General features: G+C 27.1%; 17 protein-coding genes. 8 read left to right on the forward strand and 9 right to left on the reverse strand.

What is annotated here, in order from left to right; translation table 11 throughout:
- The 4 genes from WC168_RS06650 to WC168_RS06665 all read right to left on the reverse strand — a co-directional run.
- The coding region (locus WC168_RS06650) for a hypothetical protein (RefSeq protein ID WP_372618270.1) at positions 1–120 on the reverse strand (120 nt) is incomplete at its 3' end.
- A 15-nt stretch (positions 121–135) separates the two neighbouring features.
- Positions 136–1,656, reverse strand: coding sequence for a lysine--tRNA ligase (lysS, locus tag WC168_RS06655; RefSeq protein ID WP_372618247.1), 1,521 nt, complete (start codon positions 1,654–1,656; stop codon positions 136–138).
- Between the two features lie 14 nt (positions 1,657–1,670).
- Positions 1,671–2,396: a CvpA family protein gene (locus WC168_RS06660; protein WP_372618250.1), complete on the reverse strand. Its 726-nt coding sequence runs from the start codon at positions 2,394–2,396 to the stop codon at positions 1,671–1,673.
- A 57-nt stretch (positions 2,397–2,453) separates the two neighbouring features.
- A complete protein-coding gene (locus tag WC168_RS06665; RefSeq protein WP_372618252.1) occupies positions 2,454–4,514 on the reverse strand; it encodes a sensor histidine kinase in 2,061 nt (686 codons plus the stop codon).
- Positions 4,515–4,623: 109 nt separating this feature from the next.
- Here WC168_RS06665 and ispG point away from each other — a divergent pair, with 109 nt between their 5' ends.
- From ispG to WC168_RS06680, 3 genes are read left to right on the forward strand one after another with little or no spacing between them, the layout of a single operon-like run.
- On the forward strand, positions 4,624–5,685 hold the full coding sequence (ispG, locus tag WC168_RS06670; protein WP_066158959.1) for a flavodoxin-dependent (E)-4-hydroxy-3-methylbut-2-enyl-diphosphate synthase: 1,062 nt from the start codon (positions 4,624–4,626) through the stop codon (positions 5,683–5,685).
- Positions 5,685–7,130 (forward strand): replicative DNA helicase, encoded by a 1,446-nt coding sequence (locus WC168_RS06675; RefSeq protein ID WP_372618254.1) that lies wholly within the window; start codon positions 5,685–5,687, stop codon positions 7,128–7,130. The genes ispG and WC168_RS06675 overlap by 1 nt, the downstream gene beginning before the upstream one ends.
- Before the next feature lie 20 nt (positions 7,131–7,150).
- The gene (locus tag WC168_RS06680) at positions 7,151–7,546 is read left to right on the forward strand and encodes a type II secretion system protein (protein WP_066158953.1); all 396 of its coding nucleotides are present in this window, start codon (positions 7,151–7,153) and stop codon (positions 7,544–7,546) included.
- Positions 7,547–7,585: 39 nt separating this feature from the next.
- Here the strand turns inward: WC168_RS06680 and WC168_RS06685 are convergent, their stop codons facing one another.
- Positions 7,586–7,783: an ATP-binding protein gene (locus WC168_RS06685; protein WP_372618256.1), complete on the reverse strand. Its 198-nt coding sequence runs from the start codon at positions 7,781–7,783 to the stop codon at positions 7,586–7,588.
- A 224-nt stretch (positions 7,784–8,007) separates the two neighbouring features.
- Between WC168_RS06685 and WC168_RS06690 the strand changes: the two genes are divergently transcribed.
- A complete protein-coding gene (locus WC168_RS06690; protein ID WP_372618258.1) occupies positions 8,008–9,168 on the forward strand; it encodes a PepSY-associated TM helix domain-containing protein in 1,161 nt (386 codons plus the stop codon).
- A gap of 71 nt (positions 9,169–9,239) precedes the next feature.
- On the opposite strand, the gene kcuS is transcribed toward WC168_RS06690, so the two are convergent.
- The 4 genes from kcuS to WC168_RS06710 form a co-directional block, all read right to left on the reverse strand.
- A complete protein-coding gene (kcuS, locus tag WC168_RS06695) occupies positions 9,240–9,437 on the reverse strand; it encodes a KCU-star family selenoprotein (RefSeq protein ID WP_066158949.1) in 198 nt (65 codons plus the stop codon).
- A gap of 2 nt (positions 9,438–9,439) precedes the next feature.
- A complete protein-coding gene (locus WC168_RS06700) occupies positions 9,440–11,539 on the reverse strand; it encodes a carbon starvation CstA family protein (protein ID WP_372618260.1) in 2,100 nt (699 codons plus the stop codon).
- A gap of 1,430 nt (positions 11,540–12,969) precedes the next feature.
- Positions 12,970–13,872: a hypothetical protein gene (locus tag WC168_RS06705; RefSeq protein WP_109158798.1), complete on the reverse strand. Its 903-nt coding sequence runs from the start codon at positions 13,870–13,872 to the stop codon at positions 12,970–12,972.
- 1 nt (position 13,873) lies between these two features.
- Entirely contained in the window at positions 13,874–14,887 is a 1,014-nt protein-coding gene (locus WC168_RS06710) for a hypothetical protein (RefSeq protein ID WP_372618262.1), read from the reverse strand.
- 94 nt (positions 14,888–14,981) lie between these two features.
- Here WC168_RS06710 and WC168_RS06715 point away from each other — a divergent pair, with 94 nt between their 5' ends.
- The 4 genes from WC168_RS06715 (at position 14,982) to WC168_RS06730 (ending at position 17,354) form a co-directional block, all read left to right on the forward strand.
- Positions 14,982–15,305 carry a hypothetical protein gene (locus WC168_RS06715; protein ID WP_066177576.1) on the forward strand — a complete coding sequence of 108 codons (324 nt, stop codon included), beginning with the start codon at positions 14,982–14,984 and terminating at the stop codon, positions 15,303–15,305.
- On the forward strand, positions 15,298–15,765 hold the full coding sequence (locus tag WC168_RS06720) for a hypothetical protein (RefSeq protein WP_372618264.1): 468 nt from the start codon (positions 15,298–15,300) through the stop codon (positions 15,763–15,765). Before WC168_RS06715 ends, WC168_RS06720 begins: the two co-directional genes overlap by 8 nt.
- Positions 15,746–16,237: a hypothetical protein gene (locus WC168_RS06725; protein WP_372618266.1), complete on the forward strand. Its 492-nt coding sequence runs from the start codon at positions 15,746–15,748 to the stop codon at positions 16,235–16,237. Before WC168_RS06720 ends, WC168_RS06725 begins: the two co-directional genes overlap by 20 nt.
- A gap of 538 nt (positions 16,238–16,775) precedes the next feature.
- Complete coding sequence (locus tag WC168_RS06730; protein ID WP_372618268.1) at positions 16,776–17,354, forward strand: hypothetical protein; 579 nt, start codon at positions 16,776–16,778, stop codon at positions 17,352–17,354.
- The last annotated feature ends 26 nt before the right edge of the window (positions 17,355–17,380 follow it).

The following is a 17,380-nucleotide window of genomic DNA, read 5'->3' on the forward strand; positions in this document are numbered from 1 at the left end:
TGTAAAGTTCTCACTTGCAATCATCTCAAGATGATTTGTTTGTCTTTTTAGTTCTGCTTCAACTATCTCAAATACTTCAATATCTGCTACTTCTAAATTATCGTTTGTTATGTAGTTCATATTTTTCTCCAATTTTTATTTCTCTTCATCTTCACTATGTAAATCAATCTCTTGTTTTACAGGTTTCATTGCTGGAAAAAGTAAAACATCTCTAATAGAGTGTTGATTTGTAAGCATCATTACAAGTCTATCAATTCCAATACCTTGACCAGCAGTTGGGGCCATACCATAAGATAGAGCATTTACAAAATCCTCATCCATCTCATGAGCTTCATCATCTCCACTATCTTTTGCAGCCATTTGAGCTTCAAATCTTCCTAATTGGTCAAGTGGATCATTTAACTCACTAAATGCATTTGCAATCTCTTTTCCAGCTATAAACAACTCAAATCTCTCTGTTAAGTGAGGTTTTACATCATTTCTTCTTGCAAGTGGAGAGATATCAACTGGATACTCTGTAATAAATGTTGGATTAATAAGTTTTGCTTCAACAAACTCATCAAATAGTTCACCTTGAAGTTGTCCAAGATTTAATTTTGAATTTGCTTCAAGTTTATTTGCTCTTAAAAACTCTAAAATTTTCTCTTTATCTTCAACTATATCTTGTGGAACTCCACCAATTTCATATAAAGATTGAATTAGTGGAATTTGTGTAAATTTATTAAAATCTATTTTAAAATCACCATAAGGAAGAATTTTTGGAAGATCTAAATTTTCAAATAGATATTCAAAATACTCAATTGTAAGTTCAATTAAATCTTCATAAGTTTTATATGCCCAATAAAACTCTATTGAAGTAAATTCAGGATTATGTGTTGCATCCATTCCTTCATTTCTAAAGTTTCTATTTATCTCAAATACAGCTTCAAATCCACCAACAATTAATCTTTTTAAATAAAGTTCTGGTGCAATTCTTAAAAATCTATCAATTCCTAAAGCATTGTGATGAGTAACAAATGGTTTAGCATTTGCTCCACCTGCAATTGGATGCATCATAGGAGTTTCAACTTCTAAGAAACCTTTTGCTTCAAAAAATCTTCTAGTAAGTGAAATTACTTTACTTCTAATATGAAAAGTTTTTCTCACTTCACTATTCATAATTAAATCTAAATATCTTTGTCTATATCTTAGCTCTTTATCTTGAATTCCATGATATTTTTCTGGAAGAGGAGATATAGCTTTTGTAAGAATTTTTAAGTTTGTAACAAGAAGTGATAACTCTCCATGACCTGTTACAAATGGATAACCACTAACTTCAACAATGTCTCCAACTTCTACAAATTTTTTGAAAATATCATTATAAAAATTCTCTTCTAAATTATCTCTTGCTACATAAACTTGTAAAACACCGCTTTCATCTTCAATTTTTAAAAAACTAGCTTTTCCCATAAGTCTAAAAAGTTTTATTCTTCCTGATATTGTATAGTTTCTATTCTCATCTCTTTTTGACTCTAATTTAAATACATCACTATTTACATTTAAATATTTTGCAATTGTACAATCTCTTTTACTATCATTTGGGTAAGGGTTTATTCCTAAATTTCTTAAATTTTCAGCTTTCTCTATTCTTTGTTGTATAAATCTATTTTCAAACAATTTTTAATCCTTTTTTAATCCTCTTTATTTTGATTATTAACACTATCAAATCTATCTTTTTGACTTTTTAATTCATCTTCAAACTGCTGTTTTTGTCTATTTAACTCTTTTTCAAACTCTTGCGCTGCTTTCTCTTTTATAAAATCACTTGCTTGTTGCTCCATTTGAACTGCCTCATCTTTTGCACCTTCAATCACAGTTGAAATATCTTCTTGAATCTCTTTTGTACCTTCATTTAGTTGCTCTTTAATAGAGTTTGTATCAAGTTTCATAATGTATGAACCAACACTTATTAAATGTGGCATAACTATAGAGTTTGAGAAATTTTCATCTATTGATTTTTTAAATGAATCAATTGAGTTTATAGCATAAGCTATAATTGAGAAAATTAAAAATACTTTTGCAGCACCAAAAATAAATCCTAAAACTCTATCAAATATTCCAAGTCCACTTGCACTAAAAATCTTGCTAACAATAATACCTAAACTATAAATAACAAACCAAATAGCAATAACAGATATTATAAAACCTAAAAGTTTTATTGTAGATTCATTCTCTATATTTAAAACAGAAGCTACAACATTTCCAACCTCTAAAGATATCCTAGAAGCTATAAATATAGCACCAACAATACCTAAAAGACCAAAAACCTCTTTTATAAAACCTTTAAATAAGCCCTTTAACCCTAAAAAAAGAGTAATTAAAATAATTACTATATCAAACATTGCAATATCTTGCATAAAAGTTCCTTTTTTGAATAATTCGTGAATTTTATCTAAAAAAGATAAAATTAAAGTTTAATTAAAATTTATTACAATGTTCAAGCCTTTGAGGTTTTTACCATCATAAATAAATTTTTTATTCTCTAGTTGTATTGTCAAATTTAATGTTTTTACAAAAAATTCATGAACAGTATATAGACCAAGACCAATTCCATAAGAGTTATGTTTTGTTGTGAAATATGGTTCAAAAACCTTTGGTAAGATATCTTCATCTATACCATTTGCACTATCTTGAATTGATAGCTCTTTATTTGAAAAATCTATTAAAATAACTTTTTTTTCTAAGTTTTTCTCACTGTTTAAAGCATAAATTGAGTTATCAATAATATTTAAAATAGAGTCTGTAAAATCATTTTTATTGCACTCTATCATTAAATCATTATTATGTGTAAACTTACATTCAATACCATTTTCTTCAAAAATTGTTTCAAAAAAAGATATTACACTATTTATAATTTCAACTATTGAAGAGCTATTTTTAGCATCTTTATCAAAAAAAGTAGAGAAGTTTTCTATGGTTTTTGATAATTTTTTTGTATTTAGCATTATTTTATCGCAAGATTCTAAAATCTCATTTTTTTCTAGTTGATTTAACTCCTCTTTTAGTCTCATTCCACTTGAAATTGTACTAATAACACTCAAAGGCTGCCTCCAGTGGTGTGCAATATTATTCAAAGTTCTCTCAATTGCATTTATTTTTGATTGTTGAAATATTAATTTTTGTTCATTTTTCTCTTTTTCAATTTGTAAAATCTCATTTGTAATATCTATAAATGTAATTAAGAAAGTTGAATCAATTTTTTGTGTAGATGCTTTAACACTAAAGTGTCTTAGTTCATTATTTGAGTTTTTAATTGCAACTTTAAATGATTTATTGTTGTTTGTAAATAGATATTCAGCCCAATTTTTACCATCATAAAATCTATTTTTTAGATACTCATCATTTTTCATATCTTCAAATGTATAACATATACAAACATATTTATTCCTAAACTCATCTATATTTTTCACACTTGGAAAGAAGTTAAAAAGTTGTTGATTTGCAGTTACAATTTTTTCACCATCTGTAATAATTATAATATTTGGTTGAGAATCTAAAATGATTCTATTTTTTCTATCTTCATATCTTACATTTTTTATATAGTATGCTAAAAACAGGGCAAAAAGTATTGTTAAAGCTATAAATGAAGCTAAAACACTTTGAATTTTTATATGGTTTAAGCTCTCTAAATTTATGCTATTTAGTTTAATAAAATTTAATATATAAGCTAGATTCTCTCCATTTTCATTAAAGAGTGGATATTTAGATATTAAGTAACCATTTTCAACAATATAAGAATCTATATTTATATATTTTTCAATTCCATTATTTTTTATGTAGTTGTATAAATCTATATCAACATTTGCATTTGCAATATAATAGTCATCTATAAAAAGCTTTGATAATAAAGGATTTGTAAGGTTTTTTCTAATACTTTTGTCTGCTATTACAACAGGAGATATGCTATTTTTATTTAAATCTTCTGTTATTGAATCAAAATGTGTAACAACTTCTAAAGCTCCTTGAAATTTTCCATCTTCATCAAATATTGGGGTTCTTGCTTTTATTCCAACATTAAAAAGCCCAGCACTAATTGAAGTTGATATATTTTGAAGTGAGGATAATTTTTTTAAATCAGGTCTAAATTTAAGATTCCCTCTTATATTTGTCCATGATCTATAAACGCTATTTAAATTTTTATCAAAAATTTGAATCCAAATATTTTTATATTTTGAATGTGTCTCTATTAATTTTGCAATTTTTTCATAATTTAAATCTTTAAAAGTTCTATTTTTCAGGTGATTATAAAGATTTTCATCTTTTGATAAAGCAATTGCAATTGCCAAAGATGTATTTTGTTTATCATTTATTAAATTTTGAGTTTTTTCAAATATATTTTTATTTGTACTATCATAAATAGATTTTAATAGCTTTGATTGTTTACTATTTATATATATATTTGTTAAAACTACTGCTAAAATTACAGATACGATAAAACCTAAACCTATTAGATAAATACTTTTTTTTCTTTCCAATTTTTGCTCTTATGATAATTTTTTAATAAAGGCTAAGCATATAAAATAATCTCTTATTTATAAATTAAACTTCACTTCTATTTAATTTATTTTAGATAAAATCACACTTATGATTAAAAGATACCCAACAAAACAGATAAAAGTAGGAAATGTCCTAATTGGTGGTGATGCACCAATAAGTGTTCAATCTATGACATTTAGTAAAACATCAGATATTAAAGCTACTGTTGAGCAGATAACTAGACTTCATTTTGCAGGAGCTGATATTGTAAGAGTCGCTGTTCCTCATATTGAAGATGCAGAAGCTTTAAAAGAGATAAAAAAGCAAGTACAAATACCAATTGTTGCAGATATTCATTTTCACTATAAACTAGCATTAATTGCTGCAGAAGTTGTTGATTGTATTAGAATAAATCCAGGAAATATTGGAGATAAAAAAAGAGTTCAAGAGGTTGTAAAAGCTTGTAATGAACGAAATATCCCAATTAGAGTTGGAGTAAACTGTGGAAGTTTAGAAAAAGAGTTTGAGAACAAATATGGTCAAACACCAAAAGGTATGGTTGCAAGTGCTGATTATAATATCAAATATCTTGAAGATTTGGGCTTTACAGATATTAAAATATCACTAAAAGCCTCTGATGTTCAAAGAACAGTTGAAGCTTATAGAATGTTAAGACCTATGAATAACTATCCATTTCATTTAGGGGTAACTGAAGCTGGAACTGCTTTTCACTCTACAATAAAATCATCAATTGCTCTTGGAAGTCTGATTTTAGATGGTATTGGAGATACTTTAAGAGTCTCTATGACAGGAGAGCTTGAAGAGGAGATTAAAGTAGGTCGAGCTATTTTAAAAGATGCTGGAGTTTTAAAAGAGGGTTTAAATATTATATCTTGTCCAACTTGTGGAAGAATTGAAGCTGATTTAGTAAGTGCTGTTGCAGAGGTTGAGAGAAGAACAGCTCATATTAAAACTCCTCTTGATGTTTCAGTTATGGGTTGTGTTGTAAATGCTATTGGAGAGGCAAAAAGTGCTGATGTTGCAATTGCTTTTGGAAAAGGAAGTGGGCTTGTTATGAAAAAAGGTGAGATTATTGCAAAATTAAGTGGTGATGCTTTAATAGACAAGTTTGTTGAAGAAGTTGAATTTGAAGCGAAAAGAAAAGCATAATGGATAGTATTTATAGCATAAACATTGAAAGAGCTGTTTTAAGTTCAATCTTCTTTAACCCTGAAGAGCTAGAGGATGTTTTAGGAGTTTTAAAACCTAAGGATTTTTATCTTCCAGCTCATAGGGCTATTTTTGAAGCAATGGTAAAACTTCATGAAGAAGATATGCCAATTGATGAGGATTTTGTAAGAAATAGGGTTGATAAGAAAAGTGCAGATGATCAAGTTTTACTTGAAATTTTAAGTGCAAATCCTATTACAAATACAGCTGCTTATGTAAGAGAGATAAAAGATAGTGCTGTAAAAAGAGAGTTAGCAACACTTGCAACAACAATAAAAAAAGTTGCAATTGAAGATGAGGTTAGTGCAAATGAAGCTTTAGATACTATTCAAGGAGAGCTTTATAAAATATCTACAAATAGTGCTACTAGTGAATTAAAAGATATGCAAACTGTTACAAGTGATACTTTAGATTATATTAAAAAGATGAAACTACTTGGTAATAAATATCTAATTGGTCAAACAACAGGTTTTGATTCACTTGATAAAAGAACAACAGGATTAAATGAGGGTGATTTAGTAATTATTGCTGCACGTCCAGCCATGGGAAAAACTGCACTTGTTTTAAATATGGCTTTAAAAAATGTTGAAAGAGGAAAAGGTGTAATATTTTTCTCACTTGAGATGCCAGCTGAACAGCTGATGCTAAGAATGCTTGCTACAAAAACATCAATTCCTTTACAAAATCTTAGAAAAGGTGATATGGATGATAAAGAGTGGTCTATTTTAAGTGCTGCTTTTGATGATTTAAATAGTAAAAAACTATTTGTTGATGATGGTGGAAGTATAAATATTAATCAACTTCGTGCAAGAGTGCGAAAACTTGCTCAAAATCAAGAGAATAATATTAGCCTTGTAATTATCGATTATCTTCAACTTATGCAAGGTCTTGGAAATAAAGATAGACATCAAGAGGTTTCTGATATTTCAAGAGGTCTTAAAATGCTTGCGCGTGAGCTTAAAATTCCGATTGTGGCACTCTCTCAATTAAATAGGGGATTAGAAAATAGACCTGATAAAAGACCAATGTTAAGTGATTTAAGAGAATCAGGAGCAATTGAGCAGGATGCTGATATTATAATGTTTGTTTACAGAGATGATGTTTATAAGCAAAGAGATGAGGCCAGAAAAGAGAAAGAGGCAAAAGATAGGGGTGAGGATTATAAATCTAAATTTATAGACAGACCTATTGAAGAGGCTGAAATAATAATTGGAAAACAAAGAAATGGACCAATTGCTACAGTTAAACTGGATTTTCATAAATCTTTGACTAAGTTTATGGATAAAGAGAATGAAAACTTTGGTGCAGCACCTGTTGAGGTTGTTTTTGAATCAATTGTTGATACATCAAAAGAGACAAAGGTAGATTTTCCAGATATTTTTTAAATTTACACAAGGAGCATAAAATGAAAAAAGCTTTTTCTTTGATTGAGATTATATTTGTGATTGTAATTTTGGGAATAATAGTCTCATTTGCTGCTCCAAAACTTATGGATACAAAAGATAGTGCTTTGGTATCAACATTAAAAAGAGATATCTCTACAGCAATAAACTCTATTCAAAGCTACTATTTGTTGAATCAAAAAATTGAAGATATAAATGATGTTTTAAATATAGGTTCTACAAATTGGGATATTGAAAAACTAAGAATGAGTGATAAAAACTCTTGTGTTAGTTTAGAGATAAAAAATAGTATAAATGGTTTAAAAATTGAGCTAGATGTAGATTTAGTTAAAGATTTACCAATTTGTAAAAAGTTAAGAGAGAGTGGCTTAGAGTCAAAAACTTTTGATGTTTATTAAAAATAATATTTAAACATTTTTCAAATTTATAACTAAATTTTATATCAAAATAGAAAAACAAGCCCCTGATGGCATGTTTTTTGCCTCTATTGTTCCTTTGAAATGATTTTCAATTATCATTTTTGACATATAAAGACCTATACCACTCCCTTTTTCTTTTGTTGTAAAGTAAGGCTCAAAAATATGGTTTATATTTTTATTTTCTATACCACCTGCATTATCAATTTTTAATTTCAAAACTAATAAATATACTATTCTTATTAAAAATAGGTTTCATTATATTAGAAATATCTATTTTGCATATCTCAAATGCTTCACATATTGAAGCCTTATTTCCTGCAATTAATCAAGTATTTAAATTGAATGATAATGAAAAATAATACTAATTATTGATTTGTTAAAGTAGTATTAAAGTTGATTTAGTAGTATTCAAATTTAATTTATAAAAAGGAGCATATATTATGCATAAGTCATTTTGGTTTCAACTTCACTGGTTGTTGGGGATAGTTTTTGGACTTACTTTGTTTATTGTAGGTATTTCAGGAGCAATTTTATCTTATGAAAAAGAGATATTAAGATTTATAAATAAAGATACATATAGTGTAAAAATTCCAGCAGATAAACAAATCTTAACAACTCAAGAGATTTTAGAAAAGTATCAATATTTAAATAAAGATGCAAAGATAAATAGCATCTCTTTTTCAAGTGATAAAAGTGAAAGTGTAGTCTTAAACCTAGCAGTTCCAAATAATAGAAAAGGTAAAAATATATTTATAAATCCTTATACAGCTGAGGTTTTGCCAGATATTAAAGGGAAGGATTTTTTTCAATTCTTTTTTGTTTTGCACAGATGGTTAGCTTTTGAGAAAGAGGCTAGAACTATTGGTAAAAATATAGTTGCTATTACAACTATTGTTTGTTTAATTTTAACTATAGGTGGATTAGTTGTATATTGGCCAAGAGTTAAAAGAAACTTTTTAAATAGCTTTACATTTAGTTTTAAACATAAAAAAAGAGCTTTTGTATCAACTATGCATAGTGCTGTTGGTATGTGGGTTATTCCATTTTTCTTACTTTTATGTCTAACAGGACTTTACTGGTCGTATGATTGGTATAGAAGTGCTATGTTTACGGTGATGCAAGTTGAACAACCAAAAAGAGCAGCATCTTCTCAACAAACAAAAATAGATAAAAAAGAGGATATAAAAGCTATTAGTTTTGATAATCATCAAAAAGTAGTTGATATATTTAATCAAAATGTTTCAAAAGATTATAAAAATGCAAGATTATCATTAACACCAAATAAAGATGGCTTATACACAATAACATATTTATATGCAGATGCAACTCACTTTAGAGAATCAAACTCTATGCAAATAGATATTTCAAAATTAGCTGTTGTAAAAGATTCTAAATTTGAAGATAAAAAATTAAATGAACAACTTATGAGTAGTATGTTACCTCTTCATAGTGGAGAGTATTTTGGTTGGATTGGACAACTTTTGATGTTTTTAGCATCTTCATTAATGGCACTATTTGTAATAACAGGATATATGCTTTATTATGACAGAATAAAGAAAAAAAGAGCCAAAGCTTTAAAAGAAAATAGTTCTATAAATTAGATAATAAAAAAGGTCAAGAAAAAATCTTGACCTTTTTTTGTATGTTTAGTAGAGCCTCTACTCTTGATTTTTTAACAACACTTTTTAAAACCACCACTGTTATATCTTCTATCTAGTGCTTCATTAAAAAATTCACCTCTTGATAAAACTTTATCATTTGGATGGTTTCTTTTCATATGCTCAAGATATTTTTCATAACTTGATAGTCCCACAAGGGGATGAAAAAACTTTTCAGATTTTTCATAAAGTGTTTTAATATGTTTAAACACTTTTAAGCCTTTTGAAGAGAATCAAGTCTTACATAAGGAGACTCTTTTAAAGGTATTTTAATTTTTCCAAAACAGATTCCCAAAGTTGCAATTATTACTAAAGTAGTTGCAAACATAAAGAATATACATAAAATTGCATTTATAATATTTGAAAACTTAACTTGAGTTGAAATAGAGATACTATTTTGGATTTTTTCAATCTCAGCTACATCAGTTGTAGTTAAAAGTTTTGCTTCTAAATCAACAATTTTTTGTGAGTGAATTTGAGCAGTTGCAACATGACTTACTGCATTATGAACTCTATCTCCCTCTTTATATGGTAATACTTTTTGAATTCCACCATACATTGTTGCAGTTAGAACAAAAATTGCTGGAATTACAGTAACCCAAGTATATTTTGCTTTCCCCATTTTGTATAAAACAGCAGTAGCAAGTAAAAGAGCAATTCCAGCTAACATTTGGTTACTTACACCAAATAGTGGCCATAATGAATAAATTCCACCTCTTGGATCAATTGTTCCTTGGTATAAGAAATATCCCCATCCAGCAACACTTAAAAAAGTTGCTAAAATACCAGCAGCATAGTTATTTGTATTTCCTAAAGGTTTGTAAACATTTCCTAAAATATCTTGAACCATAAATCTACAAGCTCTAGTACCTGCATCAACAGCAGTTAAAATAAACAGAGCTTCAAATAAAATTGCAAAGTGATACCAAAATGCCATCATATCAATTCCACCAAATAGTTCATGAAGAACTAAAGCAACCCCAATTGCAAATGTTGGAGCCCCACCTGTTCTTGATAAAATTGTCTCTTCACCAATATTTTTTGTTAAAGAAATTATCTCTTCAGGAGTTACACTAAATCCCCAGCTTGAGATTGTTTGCGTAACTTGAATAATATCTGTTCCTATAAATGCAGCTGGTGAGTTAATAGCAAAATATAATCCTGGATGCAAAATTGTTGCACAAATTAAAGCCATAATAGCAACAGCACTCTCCATTAACATTGAACCATATCCAACAGGAAGTGCATGTGTTTCATTTTCAAGCATTTTAGGACTTGTTCCACTTGAAATTAGAGCATGGAAACCACTAATAGCACCACAAGCAATAGTAATAAATAAAAATGGAAAAATAGCACCTGCAAAAACTGGACCAGTTCCATCAAGGTATTGAGAGTTTACCTTTGGCATTTGAATATCTGGAGCAACAATAACAATTGCAATAGCCATAAGTAAAATTACACCAATTTTTAAAAAAGTTGATAGATAATCTCTAGGAGCTAGTAAAAACCATACAGGTAAAACAGCAGCTATAAAACCATAAGCCATCATGATAATTGCTAAAGTTGAAGCATCAAAAGTAAATCTAGCAGCCCAAACAGGATCTGCTGAAATAACACTTCCATAATGAATAGCCAAAATTAAAAGTACAAATCCAATAACTGAAGCCTCTCCAACTTTTCCAGGTCTTAAATATCTCATATAAATACCCATAAAAATTGCGATTGGAATAGTCATAGCAATAGTAAACAGTCCCCAAGGAGATTCTGCAAGTGCTTTTACAACAACCATTGATAAAATTGCAATAATAATTAGCATAATACCAAATATAGCTATCATAGTAACACCACCAACAAAAGTTCCTAACTCATCTTTTATAATTTCACCCAGTGATTTACCATTTCTTCTTGAAGATATAAATAAAACCACAAAATCGTGAACTGCACCTGCAAATACACCTCCTACAAGTATCCATAACATTGAAGGCAGATATCCCATTTGAGCTGCTAAAATTGGACCTACAAGTGGACCAGCTCCTGCAATTGCTGCAAAATGATGACCAAATAAAACAGATCTATTTGTTGGAACATAATCTCTTCCATCATCATTAATCATAGCAGGAGTTGCTCTATTTTTATCAAGTTCTAAAACTTTGTAAGCAACAAACCTTCCATAAAATCTATATGCAATCATATAGATACAAACAGCTGCAACAACTAAGTACATAGCTGAAACAGTTTCACCATTTTGTAGTGCTAAATAACCAAAGCATACAGCTCCAATTACAGCAACTACACCCCAGAGTAGTTTATTCATAGCGATTCCTTTTTTTTAAATAAAACTTTTAAGTCTACTACTTAATGTATAAAATAAAAGTTAAGTAAATTGTTAAAAATAACCTAAATTTTGTAAATATCTATTTATCTATTATTTTGTAATTTTTGTCTATAATAATGCTCATAAAAAAACAAAGGATTAAAATGGGTTTAGGAGTCTCGATTGTTATTTTTAATATTCCTATTTAGATACCAGTATATAGACGTTTTAAAGGTAAAACATAGTTAGTTTTTATCTTCAGTCCTTGTATAGTCCTTGAAAATATATTCTAAAATTTAAATATTTATCCCAGTTTTCCAGTAAAATTACAATAGCTAATATATTATAATTAACTTAAATTAAAAACTTAATTTATTTATTTAAGTATTATTTTTTAGTATTGTAATTTTTTTTAAATCATTATCTAACAATTTTAATCAATAAACCACAAAAAATATCTTTATTTATCTAAAATTATTTTATTGTAAAGTGCGATAGAATCGAATATAATTACACAAATAATAAATATTTAGAGCTTGGCAAGGCACATCAGCTTAGCAGATTTATCGCTCGATAAGTTTGCTAAGCTCTAAGTATTTAAATTAGATGTGAACTTGCCAAAAAGCACTCTAATTTTTTTACAAATCTTAAAATCATTCAATTTGTTAAATCTAAAGACATTAAAACAATTTAATTGTTTGAGGATTTTTTGAAGGTGTAAAAAGGAGGTTTCTAGCAATTCTTTCTCTGTTAGTTTGGCGACTACAAGAATTGCTAAAAAAGTGAAAGCATTCTAACATAAATCACAAATAAAATCAACTTCATTCTAATTTAAAAAAAGCAACTTAAATGTTGAGAATAAAATATTGTTCAAATAAAACTATTAAGCGGTAGAATGTAAGGACTGCACAGTAAGGCGAAATCCTACAATAAAATTAATACTTACATGAGGTGAGAATGAACTCACCGAAAAAAATCACAGCCAAATAAGAGACCAAATCAGCAAGGTGTGAGGATGTGTATGTGGTACGATTCACCTTGGAGATGCCCGTTTACTTTTTAAAGTAGCAAGGACACTCCTATAAATTTACCAGTTAAGATATAAAACAGAGGTTTTTAAATTAGTAAAATGCTAATACTGGATTATAAAGATATAGGTTACTAGATAAGGGGAACCGTCTAGTGTAATTGTGTTGTAGATTATGAGCTGAAAAATAATCTACTTATGTCGAAGCGACTGACCGAAAAAGTCGAGTCATAGCTTAACTTGACCTGTAACAAATTGTTAAATCCAGTTTGTTACAGGGGCAAGTTGTCTCCGCTCCTTTCCTCCCCTATCAAATCATTATTCTTCTTTATTTCTTTCTCACCTCAAAAAATAACAGTATAAGGGAGACAACTGAGAAAAAAAAGGTGGAAAAAAAGATTTACTACTTAAAATAATTGTACTTGAAGAGTTCTATGTCCTCTTTAAAATTTTTATAATTTGTATATAAATTATTGAAAAATTTTAATGCATTTTTTATTTCTAAATTATTATCTTTATGATATAAATAGGCATATTCAAATGCTATTTCATTTACAATTTCTAAGATATTTTCTTTATCTAGCTTTGAAGTATCTTTTTTTTGAAATAATACTTCAGCAATTTTTGCACCAAGTATTGTGATTCTAAATAATAAATTAGGATGAGTATTGTTTTTATTATTCTCATCATCTTTAATTTTTGTAAATAAATAAATTAAAAAAAATATAGTTCTAAAAAAGTTTTTTACTAATGATAAATTATTCAATTCTAAATTAATTATTAAACCATTTAAAATCATTACAAAATAATTAGTTGTAAGTCTTGTACCAAGCCAATCTGCATCAATTTCAAAGTTAATTAAATTTTTATTAGTTCTCTCTATTGCTTCGAAATGACCGTTGATTATATGTGCAAATTCATGAAAAATTATATGAAATATCCATACAATAAAAACATGATCTGCTAAATTACTACATTTTGAAGGGTATTTTGGATTAAATCCTTCAAAAAAAGGATTTTTCTGAATAATAAACCAACTATAATATTTGAGAATTCTTAAAAGTTTTATATTAATTAAAATCTCAAAATCATGTTTATTAATCTTAATAACTTTTGGAAATATATCTCCTTCATTAGCTTCATTAAATATTAAATTTATATTTGGTTTAATTTTATAACGATTATCCAATAATTCATTCTTTAGTATAGAATAAATATTAGTTTTAATATCTTTAATTATATTTTCCCAATATATATCACCAAAGTCATTATTAAATTTTTCTATTTCTTCATTATTAATGTTCATTTTAATCTTCTAAGTCATATTTGTTAATATCAATTAGTAATGTGTTTGGAGAGTTTAAAATAAAATCAATATTTGAAGTTTTAATGAAAAAAATATATTCTTTAGAATTTGTTTTAGAAAAACTATTAGATTTATAATTAGGAGTGTACTTTTCAATATTATTAATATTAATTTTTAAAAGTTTATTTTTTACTTTGTGATTACTATTTATAAAACCAAATTCAGGATAATTTTCTCTATATGTAATAAAATTTTCATCAATTAATTTATAATTTAATAAAAAATTTAAAGTTTCAGCTTTCATTTTTACATAAAATGATTTTTCAACGTTTTTGTTTTTAATAAAATTATCAATAGCAATACTAATATCTTCTTTAGGCGTGATTTTGGTATAATTCTTATCAAGATCTTTAGCATCTTCAATATCAATTGAATTAAAAATTAGTATTTCCTCAGTTTTTACATCTTTTGTACAAATAAACCAAGAGTCTTTTAGAATAAATATCTTTAAAATAACGACTGAATGATATTTGTTATTTTTTGAATCGAGAATTTCGCAAATTTTATAATTTGTATAACCATCGCTAGATAATATTTTAAAAAACGACAATTTCTTTTGATCTAATAAATGAATAATTTGTTTATTAAAATCTTCACTGTATAAATTAATTATGTTGAAAAGATTTTTTTCAGGAATTTCCTTAAAAAAATAATTAATAGTATTTTCACAGTCTTTAGCTTGTTCTCTTGAAAATAGTGCAGAAAAAAATTTTTCATTATATTCATTATTGAAAAATAGTTCATCATTTAAAAGATTTTTATTTATAATATTGCTTTCTTTATCATGTTTTATAACAAAATTTGCTTTTTTAAAATTTTTCAAATGTTCATAAAATACATCCTTTGAAATTTTATTTTCTACAAACTCTGAATTATTTATAAACACAGGATTTCTTTTAAGAAATACTTTGATAATTGTTTTTAATTTTTCATATCCATTCATATTTTTTTTCACTCATACTAAATTTGGAAAATACCACGAATCTGTAATTATACAATTTCAATACTTAAGGCCGAAAGTAAAACAAAATAATACAAAAAGGATAAATATGAATTCAAAATTATTTAATAAAACTAATTTAGAAGAACGTGATTTAAAACTTTTAGTTGAATTATCAAATGTTTCGAGTAAGTATGACAAATATATAGTTATGCTTAAACGTGATTATGGATATACGCTTACAAAATCACAATTAGCTCGAGTCATTAATGTCTCGGAGCAAACAATAACACGCAGAATAGAAGAAGGACTTAATGTGCCTAAATATCTTCGAAGCGGGGATGGTCCAAAATCAAGTTATATATTTCCAATCACAGAAGTTGCTGATTATCTTAGTAATTGCATAAAAATATTTGGTCTAGATAATGATTAGACTATTTGAAAAAATCACAAAAATAGATCAAGAGGCTCAAAATCAAAAATTGAGGCTCTTTGCAAAAGTAGATATCACAACAAAGCTAAAAATTCTTACCACTCAAAAGCAAATATTTTATAAGTTAAAAAGTGCTCATAGTGATGTAGATAATACAATTTTGACTCTGTCTTCACTTATTTTAGCAGTTGACTCGGTTGTAAAAAAGCTTGATGATGTGAATCTCAATGCAATAAAACTTCGAGGTAAAAACAATAAAGCCAAAATAAAACGGCAAAAGGTGCTTGGATATTGGGCAATAGTAAAAACTCTAAAGTTAGAGCAAAATATGAGTTTTAGAGATATTGCAACTTACTTTGCCAAATATCATAAGCTTCAAATTTCATACTCTACAGTTTATGAAATTTGGAATGAACTAGAAAAAAAAGGAAATAAAAATAATGAAAAATCAAATTTTTGAAATTAGCAACAAGAGTAATATTCTTTTAAAAGCTAATTTAATTAAAATAAGTTCAAAAAATGAACTATATTTTTTTAATATTTTTTCAGAAAATAATAATGATAAATTTAAAAAAAGTACTCTAAATATATTACTAGTTTTAAATAATGAAATAATAACATTTAATTTTTTTGATACGATTCAAGCGCTTGAGGAAATTGCACTTTTTGAGCTTGGCAATGAACATAATAAATATTTTAAAATTGTAGAATTAAAAAGTGTAAAAAATCTTAAATTAATGAACAAAAGTCATGTTTTTATTTCAAAATCTGAAGCAAAAGCAATCGTAAAAACTTTCAACTTACTATTCTCTACTTATTCATTTAATTGTATTTTTGAAAGTGAATTCAATATCGATCAAAAAGAGTTTATAAAATTAATAAATGAAAGAAAAGAGTTATTAGAGTTCATGAATTTACCAAAAATAAAATAAATTTTCAAACAAGGTGTTTATTCACCTGTTTGTTTTTTGTTTATTTTTCTGTTTTTTAACTCTATTTTCAAAACCATCACAAAACCCACCAAAAAAGCACTCTTATGTTTGATTACCCCAAAAAAGGAAACTGAAAAAAACATTTGTTACTACCTCTTTTTTAGTTATGAGAATATCAAACAAAATTTCATGTTAAAATCATTTTAGTTTTTTATTAAAAACATTAGTTATTTATAGTTGGAGCTCAAGAATTGCTTACGAGTATTCTGTACCATCTCAACCAAAAGAGCATCAAAAGATTTTGATTTCCTTTGATTTAGAAATTTTTTGAACTATCAATAATCAAAGAAGTTTGACAAGCTTTAACTTGTAAGAGTGTTATTGAATATATATTATAAATTTTTACTTCTAACAAGTGTACTCGAAATGTTAGTGATTTAGATGCAAAAATCAGAAAATAAATGCAGATTGACTAAACAAATTTTTGCCTATGATAGAGGCTGAAACTATCGAAATTAAAATACAAAAGGATAATTTTTTGAGAGGAAGTGTTTATTATCAAAGTTCACAACTAGCAAAACAAATCTTTGAATCTAGAGCTAAAAAAGAAGATAGAATTAATCCAAATCATGAACATTTTCAAAAGGTTGCAAGTTATAAAACAATGGAGAGTTATAGAAGTATTTGGAACAATTTTTTCAACTACCTAAAAGAACATTGGGGTATAAAAGATTTTGAAAAGATTGAATCACAACATATCCAAGCATATATGGATTATAAAATATTATACTACCCTTCAAAACAATATCTTCAAAAAATATCGGCTAGTTTAGGTAAACTTGAAATTGCATTAAAACACTTTGCAAAAAATATTCATAATGAGAGTAGAAATTATGATTTTTCAATCCGTCAAGAACTTTTAGATGAAGCAAGAGATTTAAAATATGTAGCAAATAACTACCATAACCGTGCATACAATAATCCAGAACTTTTAATTTCAAATCTTAAAAATCCACTGCATACGCCGGAACAATTCGGACAGCCAGCCGATTTACATCCGGACACTCTGCCGGAGTTGATTCGGACAGCTAGCCGATTTATATTCGGACAATTTTAAAGAATTCCGGCTGGAATTTATCAAGT

The organism is Aliarcobacter sp. (genome assembly GCF_041672065.1).
GTDB lineage: Bacteria > Campylobacterota > Campylobacteria > Campylobacterales > Arcobacteraceae > Aliarcobacter > Aliarcobacter skirrowii.

Excerpts from the sequence above, each read along its gene's own strand:
- WC168_RS06660 (WP_372618250.1), bottom strand. The coding sequence starts at position 2,396 with ATGCAAGATATTGCAATGTTTGATATAGTAATTATTTTAATTACTCTT.
- ispG (WP_066158959.1), top strand. The coding sequence starts at position 4,624 with ATGATTAAAAGATACCCAACAAAACAGATAAAAGTAGGAAATGTCCTA.
- WC168_RS06675 (WP_372618254.1), top strand. The coding sequence starts at position 5,685 with ATGGATAGTATTTATAGCATAAACATTGAAAGAGCTGTTTTAAGTTCA.
- WC168_RS06680 (WP_066158953.1), top strand. The coding sequence starts at position 7,151 with ATGAAAAAAGCTTTTTCTTTGATTGAGATTATATTTGTGATTGTAATT.
- WC168_RS06690 (WP_372618258.1), top strand. The coding sequence starts at position 8,008 with ATGCATAAGTCATTTTGGTTTCAACTTCACTGGTTGTTGGGGATAGTT.
- WC168_RS06700 (WP_372618260.1), bottom strand. The coding sequence starts at position 11,539 with ATGAATAAACTACTCTGGGGTGTAGTTGCTGTAATTGGAGCTGTATGC.
- WC168_RS06705 (WP_109158798.1), bottom strand. The coding sequence starts at position 13,872 with ATGAACATTAATAATGAAGAAATAGAAAAATTTAATAATGACTTTGGT.
- WC168_RS06715 (WP_066177576.1), top strand. The coding sequence starts at position 14,982 with ATGAATTCAAAATTATTTAATAAAACTAATTTAGAAGAACGTGATTTA.
- WC168_RS06720 (WP_372618264.1), top strand. The coding sequence starts at position 15,298 with ATGATTAGACTATTTGAAAAAATCACAAAAATAGATCAAGAGGCTCAA.
- WC168_RS06725 (WP_372618266.1), top strand. The coding sequence starts at position 15,746 with ATGAAAAATCAAATTTTTGAAATTAGCAACAAGAGTAATATTCTTTTA.